Source organism: Arthrobacter sp. Z1-9 (assembly GCF_054792695.1).
Genome location: NZ_CP096457.1, coordinates 192,023 through 208,405, shown reverse-complemented (window position 1 = coordinate 208,405; position 16,383 = coordinate 192,023). Strand labels below are relative to the sequence as shown.

Below are 16,383 nucleotides of genomic sequence, written 5' to 3'. Positions count from 1 at the left end.
GTGATGTATGCGGGGTTAGAGATGTTGTTGGAACCACGACAGGGCTGCTGCGGACGCGGCTTCGAACTCTTTTTCGTAGGGGTCGAAATGACCGCCCCGAAGCGTCACCAGCCGTTTTGGTTCGAGTGAGTTCTCGTAGGCTCTGAGCGCCAGATCCGTGACGGTGACGGTGTCCTGGAGTGCAACGACGAGTAGCAATGGAGTGGGTGAGACCCGTGGGGCCCAAATTCCGGGGTCATAGGACCTGGCGGCCCTGGTGGACCGGAGCGTGACCTCGTTGGTCCAGTTTTCTTTCGCTGAGCCCTGGGTGTAGAAGGCTATGGCGTCCGGGCTTCGGTATGCTGCAGGTTCGTCCATGTCAGCGGACGCCACCCGCGTCTTTCGAGGAGTCCCTCCGCGGAAGGGTGCCCGCTCGTCCTCCGCGAAGGCGGACTCCAGTGCGGCGGTGGCGTCAGGGGATACACGGCGCTGGCCTTGGTCGTATCCGCTGATCGTGGGAACTTGGGCTACGACGCATCGGGTTCTGCGGTCCGTTGCCCCGAGAACGATGGCATGTCCGCCGGCGAAGCTGGTACCCCATATTCCAATGCGGTTCGCATCGACTTCTGGCTGCATTTCAAGGAATGTTATTGCCCGCCGCCAGTCCGCGATTTGCCTCCACGGATCGATGTCGTGGCGCGGGGAGCCTTCGCTGCTGCCGAAGTTTCGATGGTCATGGATGAGGACGACGAATCCTTCGGCGGCGAAGGCGCGTGCGAAATTGTCCAGACCGTGTTCTTTGACGGCGGCGAAGCCGTGGGCCATGGTGATCGCGGGTTTTTTGCCTCCGCCTTTAGGCCGGTACAACCAGCCTCGGAGGATGACGCCGTCCTCTCCTTCGAATGCGACGTCAATACGTTCGGTCATGGCTAGGCGCTACCGGGAATTGCGATACGTTCATAGCGCTGGGGTTCTTTGCCGGCAATTACATCGCGGCCCCGGGCGGTGTCAGCGTAGAGCCGCCCCTGAATAACCTGTCCGTTGGCGACCTTGAAGAGGAACAGGTGTTCGTTCCGCATGCGGATGCCGCGTTTGGAGAGTGCGTCCGTCTTGACCGGAACTACTACCGTATTGCCGCAATGAATGATTTCGTGGGCGTCGTAGCGGAAGTACTCCCATTCCTTACCGACCTCCTTCCAGTAGGACACGAATTCGTCAGGACCGATGTAGCGCCCTCCATAGGGAAGGGAGTCTGACATCTCAAAAACGAAGTCGGGGGAGAGGAGCTTGATCAGCGGCCCCCGGTCGTTTGTTTCATAACCGGTGAAGGCGATCTGCATTGCCTTCAGAATTTCGTCATTGCTCACTATCGTTCTTTCTTGGATGGGTTGGGGTGCCAGAGCTGTGGCCGGAATTGTTAAGGGCGGGCGAGGATATGGCGGGTTAGCTCCTCAGCGACCTGGGCTGGTGACTCCAGGGGAGGAAAGTGTCCGGTACCGGGAATGGCTTTGTGCTCAGCGTCGGAGAACTGTGACGCGATGACCGTGGCTACCGAGGGGCCAAGGACCGGATCAAGTTCCCCGCTCAGCACCAATACCGGGCCCGTATACTCACTGACATTGTGGGAGACATCATCGAGGGTCCAGGCACGAAGGTAGTCGCGGAGGGTGCTTTCGTTGGCGGTGGCTTGGGACAAAGCGGTGATGTACTGACTGAACCCCGCGGTGCGTTGTCCTCCGGCGAGCGTGGCGACGACTTGCTGCATGGTGGCCGGTGTGCTGGCCGCAGCCAGGAAGAATTCTTCTGTGTCGGTGTCCAGCGGGTAGCCGTGGCTGGGAACCGGGCTGACCAGGGAAGCGGTGAGGATTCTGTCCCGGTGATTCCTGTTTCCAAGTATGGCCTGGGCCGCCTGCCCGCCCATGGAATGTCCGACGAGGTGAAATGTATCCCAGCCCAAGTCATCGGCCACCGCCATCAGATCTTCGGCCATGCCGGCAATGGTCGGAAGGGCCTCGGAAGGTTTGGAGGAACCGTATCCGTGAAAGTCCGGGAAAACCCAGGTCCCCTCTTCGGGGTTCAGGTGCGCCAGCATCGGGGCGAAGGAGACGCCCGATGCGACCCACGAATGGGCGCACAGGACGCGGACAGGACCGGTTCCGTGGGTGTAATAGGAAAGTGACATGTACAAGACCTCGTTGTCTGGGTTGTTCTGTTGTTGAGATTCCGCCGGCCGGCTGCTGGCGGATCCGTTGGTGATTGGGCTGCTGCCCCGGTCCTGAACCCCAGCAGCTGGGCCGCTGGGGTTCAGGAAACCAGGAAAACGGTGCTACCAGCGTGGGGGGGCTTCAGCCAGCTGGAGTTCCCCCCGGCCGAAGGAAAAGCCATCATTGGGCACCGGCACCAAAGTGATGAAGATGTCGTCCGGGGAGATATTCAGGGCCTCTGCAGTCAGCTTGTTGATATGTGCCGCCAGAGCTCGCTTGTCTTCCAGCGGCCGGTGGGCCCCTACGAATACCGTTACGAACATTGCGTCTTCCCCGCGCTCCATTCCCATAAACGTGGGGTGCAGGAACAGTTCGTTCTCACCATGCTCACTGATCATGATGAAGCGGTCACCCTCAGGCACCCCGAGCCCGAGAACCAGGGACTGGTTGAGTGCATCGGCCAATGCCCGCTTCTGCTCGGGTGTGTAGCGTCCTGCAGGTACATGTGCCTCAAATACCGGCATAAAGATGTCCTCCTTCTAGAGTCGCTTTGCTGTGACTCCTGCCACATCGACAAAAGGAGCATATGCTCCTATTCTGGAAGTGTCAACGCATTCCCCTTGTTAGTTGTGGGTACAGCCTGAAGTGCGAGGGTTATGGTGGATGATGCAAGGATTATGAAAAGAGGTGGGATTGGTGACTGCAGAAGTTGCCCAGCTGAACGGGACCTGCAATTGCTTTGCCCTGCGCAAGGCCTCCCGGTATCTGACCGCCGCCTATGATCAGGCCCTGGCGCCTACCGGGCTTCGGGCCACACAATTCACGATCCTGCAAAAGATTGCGTCAGCGAGCGACTTGTCGGTTACTGAGCTGGCCGAAATCATCGCGATGGACAGGACCACTCTTGCAACAAACCTGAAGCCTCTCGCGAAAGCAGGGTTGGTTCGGGTTGAACCTTCCGAACGGGATCGCCGAAGGAAGGTTATCCACATCACGCCCGAGGGGCTGAGAAGATTCGAGGAGGCCCTCCCGCTGTGGTCGGAGGCGCAGGCGAAGTTTGAGCACAACTTCGGGGCCGAGGAGGCCGCTGACCTCCGCCGCCTTCTGGGCTCTGTCCTGGGGACAGGGTTTGACCCCTGGGCCCCCTAGATCACTGAGTCCGAATGCTGGTTGCCGTCAGGGCTGTCAGGTAATGACGGAGGGCGCAAAGACCGTATTTGAAAACAGATCTCGGCCTGCCCGAACTGAGCCTGCAGCGGATCCGCAGGGACCTCGACGCCGGGACCATTGACGCCGTCGTGGCCGCGTCGCCCAGCGCCCCTCGGCGGATCGCCTCAACCCCTGCTGCCTTTGGGCCACTGCCGCGTCATCGCCATCGGGCGCCCGACGGCGGAGGAAGCTGCTGCGCCCGGCTTACCGGTGATTGCCACCGCAGAGGCCCCCACGCCGGACGGCATTGTTGCCGCCCTGGCTGCCGTATTTGCCAATGAAGGGAACATTAATGAGCTTTCCGAACCACCGGCCGCGCCGCCTCCGCACCACTCCCGCCATGCGGCGGCTCACCGCCGAAACCCGGCTTGCCCCGGCCGAGCTGATCCTGCCGGCGTTCATCCGGGAGGGCCGCACTGAGCCCACCCCCATCACGTCCATGCCGGGCGTGGTCCAGCACACAGCCGGCACCCTTAAACGGGCCGCGGCCGAAGCCATCGAGCTGGGGATCGGGGGAATCATGCTCTTCGGAATTCCCGCCGTCAGGGACGCCGAGGGCACCGCGTCCCTGGACCCGGACGGAGTCCTGAACAAGGCCATCCGCGATGTCAGGGCCGAAGTGGGCGACGACCTGGTCATCATGAGTGACGTCTGCCTCGACGAATTCACCGACCACGGACACTGCGGGGTCCTCGACGCCGACGGATACGTCGACAACGACCGCACCGTTGAGATCTATGCAAGGATGGCGGTCGCCCAGGCAGACGCCGGAGCCCACATGCTGGGGCCCTCCGGAATGATGGACGGCCAGATCGCCGCCATCCGCAACGCACTGGATGGCGCCGGACACACCAACACCTCGGTGGTGGCCTACGCCGCCAAGTATGCCTCAGCGTTTTACGGGCCGTTCCGGGAAGCAGTGGACTCCCAGCTCAAGGGTGACCGCCGGACCTACCAGATGGACGCGGGCAACCGGCGCGAAGCGATCCGCGAAGTGGAGCTGGATCTCGCCGAGGGTGCCGACATCGTGATGGTCAAGCCCGCCATGAGCTACCTGGACATCGTGGCCGACGTCGCAGCCATGTTCCCGGTACCGGTGGCGGCCTACCAGATCTCGGGGGAGTACGCGATGATCGAGGCTGCCGCAGCCAACGGGTGGATCGACCGCCGGGCAGCCATCACTGAATCGGTCCTGGGGATCCGGCGTGCGGGCGCCGACATGGTCCTCACCTACTGGGCTGCCGAGCTCGCCGGCTGGCTGAAGGAGTCCTGAGGAGCGGAAGGGCATTGCCTGATCCGGCGACCGCGGAAAACCCCACGGCGCCGGTTGGCCCCGGACGCATACTGCTGGGCCTGAACACCTTCGGGGACGTCGGCGTCTTTCCTGACGGCCAGCCGGTTCCGCACGCCCAGGTGCTGCGCCAGCTCCTCGAGCAGGCCGAGCTCGCTGACGAGGTAGGCCTTCATGCCTTCGGTGTAGGGGAGCACCACCGGCGCGATTTCGCGGTGTCCGCACCGGAAGTCTTCCTCGGCGCCGCCGCTGCCCGCACCAAGCACATCCGGCTTGGCTCCGCTGTAACAGTGCTGAGCTCCGATGACCCCATCAGGGTGTTCCAGCGCTTTGCTACGGTCGACGCAATAGCCGACGTCCGGGCCGAGGTCATGCTCGGGCGCGGATCGTTCATCGAATCCTTCCCGCTGTTCGGCCTTGACCTGGCGGACTACGAAATCCTTCTCGAGGAAAAGCTTGAGCTCTTCGCAAGGTGTGCTCGCAGAAGCCCGGGTACTGGGAGGGCCGGACTTGTCCTGCCACCCAAGGGCTGAGCGTGTATCCGCCGCTCGAACACCATCGACACCCTCCTGACCACACTGTACGTCCACCTGGATGACGAAGTCCTGCTTAATCGTGGTTGGTCCCGTGCCGGATGCGCGGCCGGAAACCGGTCCTGACGGATGCCGAATTGCTCTGTCTCGCAGCAGCCCAGCGCGTACTTCCAATGACGTGGGACGGCCAAGAGCGTGTGCGGGCAAGCTTGGTCAGTGCAGGGGGAACGATCGAGGCCCACGAGAACGTAGAGTTCGTTCGCGTCCCCGCCCCCTGATGCAACCTTTCTTGAGCGCCGGCCAATGCGGGAGCGAAAAGACGCAATTGTGGCGGCGCCTGAGAAAGATCGCATTCCGGTCCCGGGCCGGCGTGGGCCTGATCGCCTACACAAGCACCCCGGAAGCCGACACCAGCGCGCTGGTTTCGGCTTCCGGACCACAAGGCAACCGAGGCCCACGTCCACGAATCCGGCCTGATAGGGGTCCGGCGCGTTTACGGGCGGCCGCGGACACCGTAACGGAAGGCTGACGGGCTGGTCCGGGAGCTGATGTCAGGTGCGGTGCGGTGGAAGCGTCCGCTTCAGATCAGATCCGTGCGCGACATGCCCGCGCCGGAGAATTGTCCGGATGCCGGAGCTTGGCAGGACAGTGGCGTGGAGTCTGCCGGCTCCCGGCGGGCCTCAATGATTTGGCGAAGGATGCCGCCAGGTGGGGCCTCAATGACACCAATTGCTCCCCTTGGCGGGCTGGCAGACAGGACTAAGCCCTCGGTTACCCGCGAAGACCTTACGTGCCGATACTGGCGCCCGATGCCAAAAAAGGTTTGACACTCGGAAAATAGGCGCATATGCTCCTTTTGGCAGGTGTGGCGGAAATCACGGACCAGCTGCTACTGCCGCCCAGCTGATCGAAAGTCGACCCGGGCACGACCGCTCGGGAATGGCCGGATAGCTCAGAAGAAGCCACAGCAGCCCTGGATAGTCCGGGGGCGTTCGGACGAACAGAAGAGGAGCATCATGGGAAACATCGATTGGGACCGGGTACAACGGGGAGTGGCACGAGAGAAAAACAAGATGATCTGGCGTCCTTACGGTCTTCCCAAGATCATGGATCTGGAAGGGTCGTCCTTTCACGATGCGCCCACTTCCGAACCGTGGACCGACATTCCCGAGGAAACCATTGTTTCCGTGGCCATCACCGGCGCTTTCTTCAGCAAAAATGAGAACCCCAACCAGCCAATCAGTTCGTCAGAGATTCTGGAATCTGCACGGGAGGTAGCTGCAGCAGGAGCCAGTACGGTGCATCTGCATGTTCGGGACGAAGAGGGATACAACGTACTTTCCCCTGAACTCTTCCGCAAGGTCGCGGAACCCCTTCATGAAGAATTTCCGGGGCTTCCGGTTGATGGATGTTTGGTGCCCGCCCTCGAGGGCGAGTGGGAGAAAATGGTTGAGATGCTCGACCTGGGCCTGCTTGATGCTGCGCCGATCAACACCACCGCAACCTACATCGGGGACTCACTTTTTGCGAAGCCTGCGCCGGTGATTCTTGAGAAGGCGCGACTGATCAGGGAAGCCGGCAGCACCCCCGAGATTGCCGTTTACACCGATGCCGACGTCAACATCGCAGATCGGCTGCTGATCCGCAGTGGTCTTGTTTCAACACCTGCCGTGTGGCTGGTTCTGCCTGCCCTTCCGGGTGGAAGCCCAATGGACAATTCGCGCCAAATGATTTCAGGACTCACCCGTATTGTTGAAGCGATCCGCGACGTCGACCCTGAGGGCGTGATCATGGTCTGCGCCGCGGGGCGGGCTTCACTGCACCTGGCAACGCTTGCGGTGCTGATGGGTCTGCACGTCCGTGTAGGCATGGAGGACACGTACTACATGTGGCCCCACCGCACGGATCGCATTGAATCGAATCTGGATGTCTTCAACACCATGAAAACGATCGTGGAATCCCTCGGACGCACCGTGGCCGCTCCACACCGTGCGGCCGAGATCATGGGCCTTTCGCTCAAGCGGTAGGGACACGTCCATTTTGACGCGGTCATCCTCGTCGACCTTGAGCGGGAGCAGCATGAAATCAACGATGCAAGATGTCGAACTTAGTATCGCGGACATCCTTGAGCACGGGGCAGAAAAGTTCGGGACCAGCAAGGTGTTCACGCTACACGGAAGCGGCGTCGAGGAAACCACTTTTGCGTCCGTCACCGACAGATCCGCACGCCTGGCCGCGGCACTCAAATCCATTGGTGTAGACACCGGAGACAGGGTAGGGACTCTCGCCTGGAACACACCGGAACATTTGGAATGCTATTTGGCAGTGCCCAGCATGGGGGCAGTTCTCCATACGCTGAATCCGAGGTTTAGCGCTGAACAACTCGCCTGGTGCATCACCGATGCCGGCACGTCGACGATCATTGTGGACGACACGCTCCTGGAGACCCTTGCCGGTTGCCTGCCCATGACAAAGAACGTCCGAACCGTTATCCATTACCAAAACGGTCAGGACGAGGAGCCGGATGCCGCCGTCTACCTGAAGCAGGTGGCTGCCGCGGGCGTCCAGGTCCTTCGGTATGAGGACATGATCATCACCAACGACCCTCTTTCCGAATGGGTGCGTGTGCCGGAGCGGTCAGCGGCGGCCATCTGCTACACCTCCGGAACGACAGGAAATCCGAAAGGCGTCGTGTACAGCCACCGCTCCATCTGGCTGCAGTCCCTCTTGAACACCAGCGGTGCTCAATTTGGGCTTTCCAACCAGGACACCATCCTGCCTGCCGTCCCGATGTTCCACGTCATGGGGTGGAACATTCTCTATTCAGCCCTCATGGTTGGCAGCAACGTCATCCTGACGAACCGATCCAACCAGGCACTGCCGCTATTGGAGGTGATAGAGAAGCTGAAGCCGACCTTCGGGGCGGGAGTTCCTACAATCTGGGGCGACATAGCCCATACTTATGACTCCGACAGCAGCCGCCCGTACGACATCTCCTCACTCACGCGGATCTCCTCGGGAGGTGCGATGGTCCCGGACCGGTTGATCAACTGGTGGCAGGTCAAGCACCACGTCGCCGTGCTTCACGGATGCGGCATGACAGAAACTTCATCCACCATGACATCCGGGATGCCCCCCAAGGGTTTTGACTACGAGACCGTGTCCCCTTATCAACGCACGCAGGGACAGTTCCTTATTGGTGTTCAAAGCCGAATCGTCAATGAACACGGGGAACCACTTCCCAAGGATGGGAAAACCGCGGGGGAGCTCCAGCTTCGGGGACCCTGGGTAGCCAAGGGCTATCTCAATGGACATGGCGACGCTCTCAACGCCGATGGATGGCTCGCAACAGGTGACATAGCCACAATCTCTTCCGATGGCTACGTCACGTACACCGACCGCATCAAGGACATCATTAAATCGGGCGGCGAATGGATCTCGTCGGTAGCGTTAGAAGCACACCTCGCCGGACACCCCGGCGTGCGGGAAGCAGCAGTCATCGCAGTGGATGACAAAAAGTGGCAGGAACGGCCCGCTGCAATCATCGTTGCCAAAGGTGAACCGCCGAGTGTCCAGTCATTGAGGCAATACGTCGCAGAGGCCTTCCCCAAATTCTGGGTCCCGGATCAGTGGATCTTCACCCAAGAAATACCACGAACCTCAGTCGGGAAGTTCAATAAAAAGTTGCTCCGGGAAACTCTTAACGCCCCTGCGCCCAACCACGGCTAGCCACAACCCTCCCACTTACATCCAGGGGTGCTGGTGGTGAACAAGCACAACGACCAGCACCCCATGCCGTTAAAGGTACCGACGGTAACGTGCAAGTTAGCCAACAGCGCGAGATACGACGCTCGCTACGCATGAGGGGCGGGGCAGTGACAGGCGGATATAAATTGACGACCTCACACCACTCCTGCTGTTGAACCAGACCCTACTCAAGGCCTCAGGGCAATGTTCGCGGGTACAGGGTCAAAACCCCTCTGCCAAACCAACAGAGCATCAGCATCCGGACAATCAACGTAAAACCTGACCCACGGCTCGACTCACTTCCCGCCTGCGTGCGGACAGGTCAGCCTCAGAACCTCCACTTCCTTCCATGTGAAGGGCCAAACAACTCCCAGGATCCGCCCCCATGATCATCTCCTCAGACACGCTGTCCGCAACGGCAGCGTACAAGCTGCTCATCGGTTCTATCGTGCCCCGCCCAATCGCTTGGGTGAGCACCCAGTCCCTCGACGGGGTTGGCAATATCGCACCCATATCGTTCTTTACTGCAGTCGGGCGACGGCCGCCGATGATCTCGATCACCATGCAGCCACGCTCTGACGGCGCTACCCTCAAGGACACATTTAACAACATCCGCGACACCGGGGAATTTGTCGTAAACATGGCAACGCTCGCCAATTCGGACGCCGTCCACCGATCTGCCCAAGAGTATGGCTCAGAACAGGACGAGTTCGACATCCTGGGCCTTGAGAAGGGGGAGTGCGAGGTGATTTCAACGCCCCGGATAGCCTCCGCTCCCATCGCCTATGAATGCACAGTCAATCGGATCATCCCCGTGGGGCAGACCGACCACGTGGTCTGGGGTGAAATCGTGCGGTTCCATATCCGCGACGACCTTTACCTGGAGCGAGGCCGTATCGATACCGCGGCGCTTTCCCCACTAGGCCGGTTGGCAGCGGAGTACACGCTTATAGAGAACGTCTTTACCACGCCCCTACCCGACTCGACACTCACCTCCCGCCAAGGTGCCCGAATGAAGCGCCTTGATGACTTGGATACAGATTTCTCCCCCATCGAAACTCCTTTATGGTCCCCTTCTGGTTCCACGAAGACCAACGGACAATAAGGATTGCGACCCTCCCCTCACGAGGAGGCAAGCGCTTAGGACATCACGCTCGTGGCGCATCTTCTGAACAATTGAGCAGGATGCGGACCTGGAGGATACAACGGCGGTGGTGACAGGGCCCGGAACTTACGTTCTGAACTCGACTGGCTCATCACCCACCGCAAGAAGCTCAGCCAGATCGACGAAGCCGTAGAGCTGCTCACCGGGGATGCCTGCAAAGTGCTGCTGATCCCGGGCCTCGGCTGACTACAGCCCAACTGCGGACTGCCTTGGCAGACTTGCGCACTTGGGACAGAACCAAAGGTGACCGAACGGGGGGTGTGCATTTGTGATGCACACCCCCGCTTTTCTCTCCAATCCAATCCTGCCAACGCCGCTCAAGCGAACACAGGTAATGCTGAAAGCTTCACATCGGAAGGAACCTCATGAACGGGGACACCAAAACGGCAAGCTTCATGACGCTCGCGACCAAAGCCACCCCCCTTGACTATCACAACTGGGTCCACCTAAACCCGGCCGACCGAGTCATCGTCAAACGGTACCGTTTCGAACCAGAGCACGGCACTGTGGACATCGTAAGCGAGGACGCAACGTACTTCTGGGTCTGGATTGACGGCCAAAGCCGAATCCTGATCTTTCATGGTGACGGATCAGTAGTTCATAAAGTCGTCTGGTGACCTGTTGAGAGCACTTTTTTGAAAGTCGATAAGGATATTCCGTCATCCTGCCCCGGCCGGGCGACCGCCACGACGAGTTCGACACCGAAGCACAAAAAGACATGGTGCCAGTCGTTTGAACGCTCAGACACTGGCGGAGCCGTCGAACTACCCGGCGGACATGCGCTCCTCTAAGCCGCCCTTTTGTAGGCGCTCCCCTGCCCATTAGAGGAGCCGATAACGGATATTCCGTCAAGCTAGGGCGAGGAGCGGCGGGGGAGCGGACTATTCGCCCTGGTCCTCAGCTTCTTATCACTCGGGCGGCACCCGCCGCTTCGTGTGCTGGCGTCAGAATAGTGTGAAATTCCGTTTATTGACGGTGGCTCATGATGTTCTCAGATCCCAGCCTGACAGTCGGAGGGGAAGGAAACAGGGTGGGGTAGCTCGAGAATCGTCGAAATAGTCCAAAGAATCTGGACTTGATGAAGTCCGTTCGGGGCAGGGGGTGGTTATGCCACATGCCGTGGCTGGACGAGCCACTGAGGAAGCAGGAACTCCGCCCACAGGCGTAATCCTCCCTTGTCAGGCGGTTTTGACGTCAGGATGGGGTGTACTTCAACACGGCATATTTCCTTCATCGATGTCCAAAAATCCCTTGAGTCGAGTAGGTCTGGTGCAAGCTGATGGGTAGTTCCGCTTTGCCTGGCTAGCGGCGGCCGTTCAATTAACAGAGAGTGCCTGCCGCCCCCCGGAGGGGCGGCAGGCACGTTCGGATGCTGCTAGCTCGCGTAGGGGTCGGCGATGCCGATGTATTGGGTGGTGGTGTATTCGGCGATGCCTTCGGTGCCGCCTTCGCGGCCGAGGCCGGATTGTTTGACGCCGCCGAAGGGGGCCGCGGCGTTGGAGATAACGCCGGCGTTGAACCCCACCATGCCAAACTCGATCTGCTCCGCCACCCTCAGCAGCCGGTTGAGGTCGCGGCTGTAAAGGTAGGACGCGAGCCCGTACTCGGAGGCGTTCGCGAGGCGGATCGCGTCTTCCTCTGTGGTGAAGGTGGTGACGGGGGCGACGGGTCCGAAGATTTCCTGGCCCAGGATCGCCGCATCATTGGGCACGTCGGCGAGGACGGTGGGCTGGTAGAAGTAGCCGGGTCCGTCCACGGGCGCGCCACCGGTGACCGCTGTTGCTCCGGCGTCCACGGCTGCAGCCACCAGGGCGTGGACGTCATCCCTGGCGCCGGCATCGATCAGCGGACCCACCTGGGTGGCGGGGTCGGTGCCGCGGCCTGTGGCCAGGGCGCCCATGACAGCGGCAAACTTCTTCGTGAACTCCTGTGCCACGGCTTCGTGGACGAGGAAGCGGTTGGCGGCGGTGCAGGCTTCGCCCATGTTCCGCATTTTGGCGGCCATGGCCCCTTCCACGGCGGCGTCGAGATCCGCGTCCTCGAAGACGATGAAGGGGGCGTTCCCGCCGAGTTCCATCGAGGTCCGCAGCACGTTCTGCGCCGCGTCCGCCATAAGCCGTTTGCCCACCGGGGTGGAGCCGGTGAAAGAAACTTTCCGCAGCCGGGAGTCCTTCAGCAGCGGCCCGGAAATCCCGGAAGCGCTGGACGAGGAGACGACGTTCAGCACTCCGGCGGGCAGGCCGGCGTCGAGCATGGTCTGCGCGAAGTACTGCGCCGTGAGCGGGGTGAGCTTGGCCGGTTTGAGGACCATCGTGCAGCCTGCGGCGACGGCGGGGGCGACCTTGCGGGTGGCCATGGCCAGGGGGAAGTTCCACGGCGTGATGAGCAGGCACGGGCCGACCGGTTTGTGCTGAACCAGAATCTTGTTTTTGCCCTCCGGGGTGGTGAGGTAGCGGCCGTAGTCCCGGACGGCCTCTTCGGAGAACCAGCGCAGGAACTCGGCGCCGTAGGTGACTTCGCCGCGGGCCTCGGCCAGGGGCTTGCCCATTTCCAGGGTCATCAGCAGGGCGAAGTCCTCAGCGCGTTCGGTGACCAGATCAAAGGCACGGCGAAGGATCTCGGCCCGCGCCCTCGGGGCGGTCCGCGCCCAGGAGGCCTGCACGGCGTCCGCGGCGTCGAGTGCGGCGATGGCGTCCTCGCTTGTGGCGGAGGCGAGGGTGGCGAGCACTTCCCCGGTGGCGGGGTCGTGCACGTCGAACGTGCCGCCGTCTGACGCCTCCCGCCACTGCCCGCCAATCAACAGGCCGGTGGGAACCGAGTCCAGTAATTCCATTTCCTTCAATGCGGGGACAGTCATCTTCTACTACTTCCGTTCAAGACTTCGGGCTTTGGTCGGCGATGCTCAGGTCTGTGCTTAGTAGGCCTTGACGCGTTGCTCGACCACGAGGTGAATGAGCGCGAAGACGTGGTCTTCGTCGATGGCTTTGAGCGCGGCTTGGACGGCGGCGGGGACATCGGCGTCCTGTTCGACTTTGATGCCGAAGCCGCCGAAGGCCTGGGCCATCAGCGCGAACTCGGGGTTTTTCAGCTGGGTTCCGGAGACCCGGTGGGGGTAGTGGCGTTCCTGGTGGGTGCGGATGGTGCCGTATTCCTGGTTGTCCATCACGATCACCAGGGGAGTGGCACCGTACTGGGCTGCGGTGGCGAGTTCCTGGCCGTTCATGAGGAATTCGCCGTCCCCGGCGATGGTGACGATGCTCCGGCCGGGGTATTCCAGGGACGCTGCGATGGCGGAGGGGACGGAGTAGCCCATGGAGCCGTTGCGTGCACTGATCATTGAAGCGTAGCGCTGGGTGGGGAAGTAGCGGTGGGCCCAGTTGGTGTGCTCCCCGGCGCCAAGGGTGATCATGGCGTCCTCGGGCAGGGTGGGCACGAGGGTGGCCATCAGGGTGTCCATGCGGGCAGGACCGTTCGTCGGCGTCGCCGGGGGGAGGGTTGCGAAGGTTTCCTGTTCGCCGCGCATCCTTGCCGTCCAGGCTTTCCATTCGTCCTTGACCGGGAGCTCGATCTTGGCAAGGTCGCGGATGAACACGTCGGGTTTGGCGACGATCTGGTAGGAGACAGGCCCAGACCGGCCGCGGAGGGAGGGGTCGATGGTGACGAGGAAGTTTTTCTTGGACCAGTCCTGGCGGCACAGGAACCCGTCGGTGATGACATCTCCCGGGACGGTGCCGACAAAGATCAGCAGGTCCGTCTCTTCGAGCAGGTCATAGGTCGGGCGCGGGCGCCCGTAACCGATGGGGCCGACGTAGGACGGGGAGTCGAACGGGACGGTGCCCTGGGTGCGCCACTCCGCCGCGGCAGGGATGTGGTGCTTTTCCAGCCACGCGGTGAACCGGTCAGCGCCTTCCTGTGTCCAGTCGTTGCCGCCGGTGACGAAGAGCGGCTTACTGGAGGCGGCGAGGGCCGTTGCCAGGGCCTCGGAATCCACCGTGGTCATGCCGCCGGTGGCGACGGGGATGGGCGGGTGAAGTTCAGCGGGGATCTGCTGCCGGATGACGTCTTCGGGCAGGCCGATGACAACGGGGCCGGGTCGGCCGTTCATGGCAGCGAACAGGGCTTCGGCGACGATTTCGGAGGCCCGCTCGGCGTGGTCCAGGACCATGACGCGTTTGGCGCCGGTGTCGAACCAGGCTTTGATGTCGAATTCCTGGAAGGCTTCGCGGTCCCGGTGTGCGAAAGGAATGAGTCCCACGAACAGCACCATGGGGGTCGAATCCTGCCAGGCCGTGTGCAGGCCGACATGGGCGTTCGCTGCACCCGGGCCGCGGGTGACCATGGCGATGCCCGGCAGTTGGTTCATCTTGCCGTCGGCTTCGGCCATGTAGGTCGCGCCGCCCTCGTGGCGGCAGACAATTGTCTCGATAGGGGAGTCGTGAAGCCCGTCAAGGACATCCAGGAAGCTTTCACCCGGGACGACGTGGGCCCGTTTGATGCCATGGGCCACCAGGGTGTCCACGATGACGTGCCCGGCGGATTTGTTCGGCAAATCGTCCCGCTTGACCTTTACGTCATTTCCCAGAGCAAGCGTCATTTTGCCGCCACCTCAGCGGTTTGAGCGGCAGGGCGTTCCCCCGTGCTGGCGGCTCTTGCTTGGTTCACTGGCTTTGCCATTCTTGACTCCATCGTCACTGCAAACTGCGTATTCCACAGAATGAAAGGAACTTACATTTGGTGGAAATCGTGGCATAGCGGCGGAGTTTATGTCAACCATTTCCAACAGTTACGCCAGCCAGGTGCGGCATCACTTGTCAGCCGTCAGGGGTGCCTTAGTAGACGGAACCCTCAAGCAGTTCGGATAATCTGCCGGCCGCGCGCCGCAGTTCCGGGACCCCTGCTTTGAGGGTTGCCTCGGTGGCAGCTTCAACGGGGCTGGTGAGGGATATGGATTCGCTGGGCAGTGCTGCCCTGTTCGAGAGGGCTACTGCAACGGAATGCACCCGTGTCGCGCGCTCATCAGATGAGAAGGCGTAATCAGCGCCCGGTTCGGGCAGCCGGGCCCGCAAGGCCTCAACCGTGAAGGACGTGTCTTCATGTCCGGCGGCGATCGCCGCAGCCACGACCTGCTGGAGCTCCTCAACGGGGGCGGAAGCAAGAAGAATTTTCCCCGCCGCGCCCAGCGTGAGGGGCAGCCGCTTACCAAGCGGGAGGTCATAGCGAAGGGGTGCCTCGCCGTCGACGCGGGCGACCAGGATCCGCTCATAACCAAGCCGGGTGTACAGGGAGGCCGTGAGCCCGGTCTGGGTGGCCAGCTGCTGCAGGATGGGGCGCGAGGAGACGACGAGCGGGTCGTTTTCCAGGTAACTCCTCGCTGCCGGCAGCACGGCAGGGCCGATCCGGTAGGACTTGTCGGTCTGGCTGACCATGCCGAAGTCCTGAAGGACCCGGAGGATCCTCAGGGTTGTTGGCAGGCTCATGCCGCAGGCCCGGGCCAGGTCACTGAGCCGCTGCGGCCTTTCGGCGCGCTGCAGTTCCGCGTACACCTCCATAGCCCTGGACAGGGACCTCATGTTCGAGGCCTTGGGCGCGTCTTCCGCCGGTGCTGCTGGACCCGGTAATGCTGCCGTCTTCATACTTTCATTGTATGTAATTCCCTTGCGCTTGACAGCTCATGTGCCGCCTGTCACTATTTCTATACACGTAATGCTCTTCCACACAATGAAAGAGCTAGTCAAGCTAAGAAGGAACTAATGACAACGGAGTCAGTGATGACAGAATCGCCACGCGCCGCCCGTGTTGCGCCCACTGTCCTGGTGGGTATCGGCGCTTTCACGGCCGTCGGAATTTACGTCCTGATCGGCTCTGTCGGACTGGGCCTGTGGACGTCCCTTGGGCCGGGTCCGGGATTGTTTCCTTTTGCTATGGGCGCCGTGCTTGCCGCCATGGCGCTCATCTGGCTGGTTCAGGAACTGCGCCGGCCCACTGAGACTGCAGAAGGCGTGGACAGGGGACTGGTGATCGCCGTCGTCGTGAGCCTGGCACTCCTCGCGGCCGTGATGGACCTGCTCGGGTTTCAGCTGAGCATGTTCCTGTTTCTGATGTACCACCTGAAACTGCGCAGCCGCAGGTCGTGGGTTTCCTCGTTGATCATCGCCCTGGCCGGAAGCATCGGCGCGTTCTATGCCTTCAACTACGGGCTGAACGTTTCGCTGCCGGTATCTGCCTTCCCCCTGCTGAACACGATCGGATTCTAGA

14 protein-coding genes and 3 pseudogenes are annotated in these 16,383 nt (G+C 61.5%); 10 read left to right on the top strand and 7 right to left on the bottom strand.

What is annotated here, in order from left to right:
- Window positions 1-15: 15 nt before the first annotated feature.
- From M1D93_RS20995 to M1D93_RS20980, 4 genes are all read right to left on the bottom strand, one after another.
- Window positions 16-906 carry an alpha/beta hydrolase gene (locus M1D93_RS20995; protein ID WP_461175176.1) on the bottom strand — a complete coding sequence of 297 codons (891 nt, stop codon included), beginning with the start codon at window positions 904-906 and terminating at the stop codon, window positions 16-18.
- Window positions 907-908: 2 nt separating this feature from the next.
- Window positions 909-1,346 carry a nuclear transport factor 2 family protein gene (locus M1D93_RS20990; RefSeq protein ID WP_461175175.1) on the bottom strand — a complete coding sequence of 146 codons (438 nt, stop codon included), beginning with the start codon at window positions 1,344-1,346 and terminating at the stop codon, window positions 909-911.
- 50 nt (window positions 1,347-1,396) lie between these two features.
- Window positions 1,397-2,161 carry an alpha/beta fold hydrolase gene (locus M1D93_RS20985; protein WP_461175174.1) on the bottom strand — a complete coding sequence of 255 codons (765 nt, stop codon included), beginning with the start codon at window positions 2,159-2,161 and terminating at the stop codon, window positions 1,397-1,399.
- 144 nt (window positions 2,162-2,305) lie between these two features.
- Complete coding sequence (locus M1D93_RS20980; RefSeq protein ID WP_461175173.1) at window positions 2,306-2,707, bottom strand: tautomerase family protein; 402 nt, start codon at window positions 2,705-2,707, stop codon at window positions 2,306-2,308.
- A gap of 172 nt (window positions 2,708-2,879) precedes the next feature.
- Here M1D93_RS20980 and M1D93_RS20975 point away from each other — a divergent pair, with 172 nt between their 5' ends.
- From M1D93_RS20975 to M1D93_RS20935, 9 genes and pseudogenes are all read left to right on the top strand, one after another.
- Window positions 2,880-3,332: a MarR family winged helix-turn-helix transcriptional regulator gene (locus tag M1D93_RS20975; RefSeq protein WP_461175172.1), complete on the top strand. Its 453-nt coding sequence runs from the start codon at window positions 2,880-2,882 to the stop codon at window positions 3,330-3,332.
- A 352-nt stretch (window positions 3,333-3,684) separates the two neighbouring features.
- Window positions 3,685-4,665, top strand: coding sequence for a porphobilinogen synthase (hemB, locus tag M1D93_RS20970; protein ID WP_461175171.1), 981 nt, complete (start codon window positions 3,685-3,687; stop codon window positions 4,663-4,665).
- Between the two features lie 14 nt (window positions 4,666-4,679).
- Window positions 4,680-5,251: pseudogene (locus M1D93_RS20965) on the top strand (LLM class flavin-dependent oxidoreductase); the annotation flags it as partial.
- Window positions 5,223-5,386: pseudogene (locus M1D93_RS20960) on the top strand (IS982 family transposase); the annotation flags it as partial. The pseudogenes M1D93_RS20965 and M1D93_RS20960, both read left to right, overlap by 29 nt.
- An 846-nt stretch (window positions 5,387-6,232) precedes the next feature.
- Window positions 6,233-7,243: a 3-keto-5-aminohexanoate cleavage protein gene (locus M1D93_RS20955; RefSeq protein WP_461175170.1), complete on the top strand. Its 1,011-nt coding sequence runs from the start codon at window positions 6,233-6,235 to the stop codon at window positions 7,241-7,243.
- 52 nt (window positions 7,244-7,295) lie between these two features.
- Window positions 7,296-8,945, top strand: coding sequence for a long-chain-fatty-acid--CoA ligase (locus tag M1D93_RS20950; protein WP_461175169.1), 1,650 nt, complete (start codon window positions 7,296-7,298; stop codon window positions 8,943-8,945).
- Window positions 8,946-9,348: 403 nt separating this feature from the next.
- Window positions 9,349-10,068 (top strand): flavin reductase family protein, encoded by a 720-nt coding sequence (locus M1D93_RS20945; protein WP_461175168.1) that lies wholly within the window; start codon window positions 9,349-9,351, stop codon window positions 10,066-10,068.
- 135 nt (window positions 10,069-10,203) lie between these two features.
- A pseudogene (locus M1D93_RS20940) lies at window positions 10,204-10,314 on the top strand (L-threonine 3-dehydrogenase); the annotation flags it as partial.
- 179 nt (window positions 10,315-10,493) lie between these two features.
- Window positions 10,494-10,745, top strand: a complete 252-nt coding sequence (locus tag M1D93_RS20935; protein WP_461175167.1) for a hypothetical protein — start codon at window positions 10,494-10,496, stop codon at window positions 10,743-10,745.
- Between the two features lie 758 nt (window positions 10,746-11,503).
- On the opposite strand, the gene M1D93_RS20930 is transcribed toward M1D93_RS20935, so the two are convergent.
- The 3 genes from M1D93_RS20930 to M1D93_RS20920 all read right to left on the bottom strand — a co-directional run bounded on the left by M1D93_RS20930 (window position 11,504) and on the right by M1D93_RS20920 (window position 15,698).
- Window positions 11,504-12,985 (bottom strand): NAD-dependent succinate-semialdehyde dehydrogenase, encoded by a 1,482-nt coding sequence (locus M1D93_RS20930; RefSeq protein ID WP_461175166.1) that lies wholly within the window; start codon window positions 12,983-12,985, stop codon window positions 11,504-11,506.
- A gap of 57 nt (window positions 12,986-13,042) precedes the next feature.
- Window positions 13,043-14,722, bottom strand: coding sequence for a thiamine pyrophosphate-dependent enzyme (locus M1D93_RS20925; RefSeq protein ID WP_461175165.1), 1,680 nt, complete (start codon window positions 14,720-14,722; stop codon window positions 13,043-13,045).
- Window positions 14,723-14,957: 235 nt separating this feature from the next.
- Complete coding sequence (locus M1D93_RS20920; RefSeq protein WP_461175338.1) at window positions 14,958-15,698, bottom strand: IclR family transcriptional regulator; 741 nt, start codon at window positions 15,696-15,698, stop codon at window positions 14,958-14,960.
- Window positions 15,699-15,878: 180 nt separating this feature from the next.
- Here M1D93_RS20920 and M1D93_RS20915 point away from each other — a divergent pair, with 180 nt between their 5' ends.
- On the top strand, window positions 15,879-16,382 hold the full coding sequence (locus M1D93_RS20915; RefSeq protein WP_461175164.1) for a tripartite tricarboxylate transporter TctB family protein: 504 nt from the start codon (window positions 15,879-15,881) through the stop codon (window positions 16,380-16,382).
- Window position 16,383: the final 1 nt, after the last annotated feature.

Coding starts and splice junctions, on each gene's coding strand:
- M1D93_RS20995 (WP_461175176.1), bottom strand. CDS start 906: ATGACCGAACGTATTGACGTCGCATTCGAAGGAGAGGACGGCGTCATC.
- M1D93_RS20985 (WP_461175174.1), bottom strand. CDS start 2,161: ATGTCACTTTCCTATTACACCCACGGAACCGGTCCTGTCCGCGTCCTG.
- M1D93_RS20980 (WP_461175173.1), bottom strand. CDS start 2,707: ATGCCGGTATTTGAGGCACATGTACCTGCAGGACGCTACACACCCGAG.
- hemB (WP_461175171.1), top strand. CDS start 3,685: ATGAGCTTTCCGAACCACCGGCCGCGCCGCCTCCGCACCACTCCCGCC.
- M1D93_RS20955 (WP_461175170.1), top strand. CDS start 6,233: ATGGGAAACATCGATTGGGACCGGGTACAACGGGGAGTGGCACGAGAG.
- M1D93_RS20950 (WP_461175169.1), top strand. CDS start 7,296: ATGAAATCAACGATGCAAGATGTCGAACTTAGTATCGCGGACATCCTT.
- M1D93_RS20945 (WP_461175168.1), top strand. CDS start 9,349: ATGATCATCTCCTCAGACACGCTGTCCGCAACGGCAGCGTACAAGCTG.
- M1D93_RS20935 (WP_461175167.1), top strand. CDS start 10,494: ATGAACGGGGACACCAAAACGGCAAGCTTCATGACGCTCGCGACCAAA.
- M1D93_RS20930 (WP_461175166.1), bottom strand. CDS start 12,985: ATGACTGTCCCCGCATTGAAGGAAATGGAATTACTGGACTCGGTTCCC.
- M1D93_RS20925 (WP_461175165.1), bottom strand. CDS start 14,722: ATGACGCTTGCTCTGGGAAATGACGTAAAGGTCAAGCGGGACGATTTG.
- M1D93_RS20920 (WP_461175338.1), bottom strand. CDS start 15,698: ATGAGGTCCCTGTCCAGGGCTATGGAGGTGTACGCGGAACTGCAGCGC.
- M1D93_RS20915 (WP_461175164.1), top strand. CDS start 15,879: ATGACAACGGAGTCAGTGATGACAGAATCGCCACGCGCCGCCCGTGTT.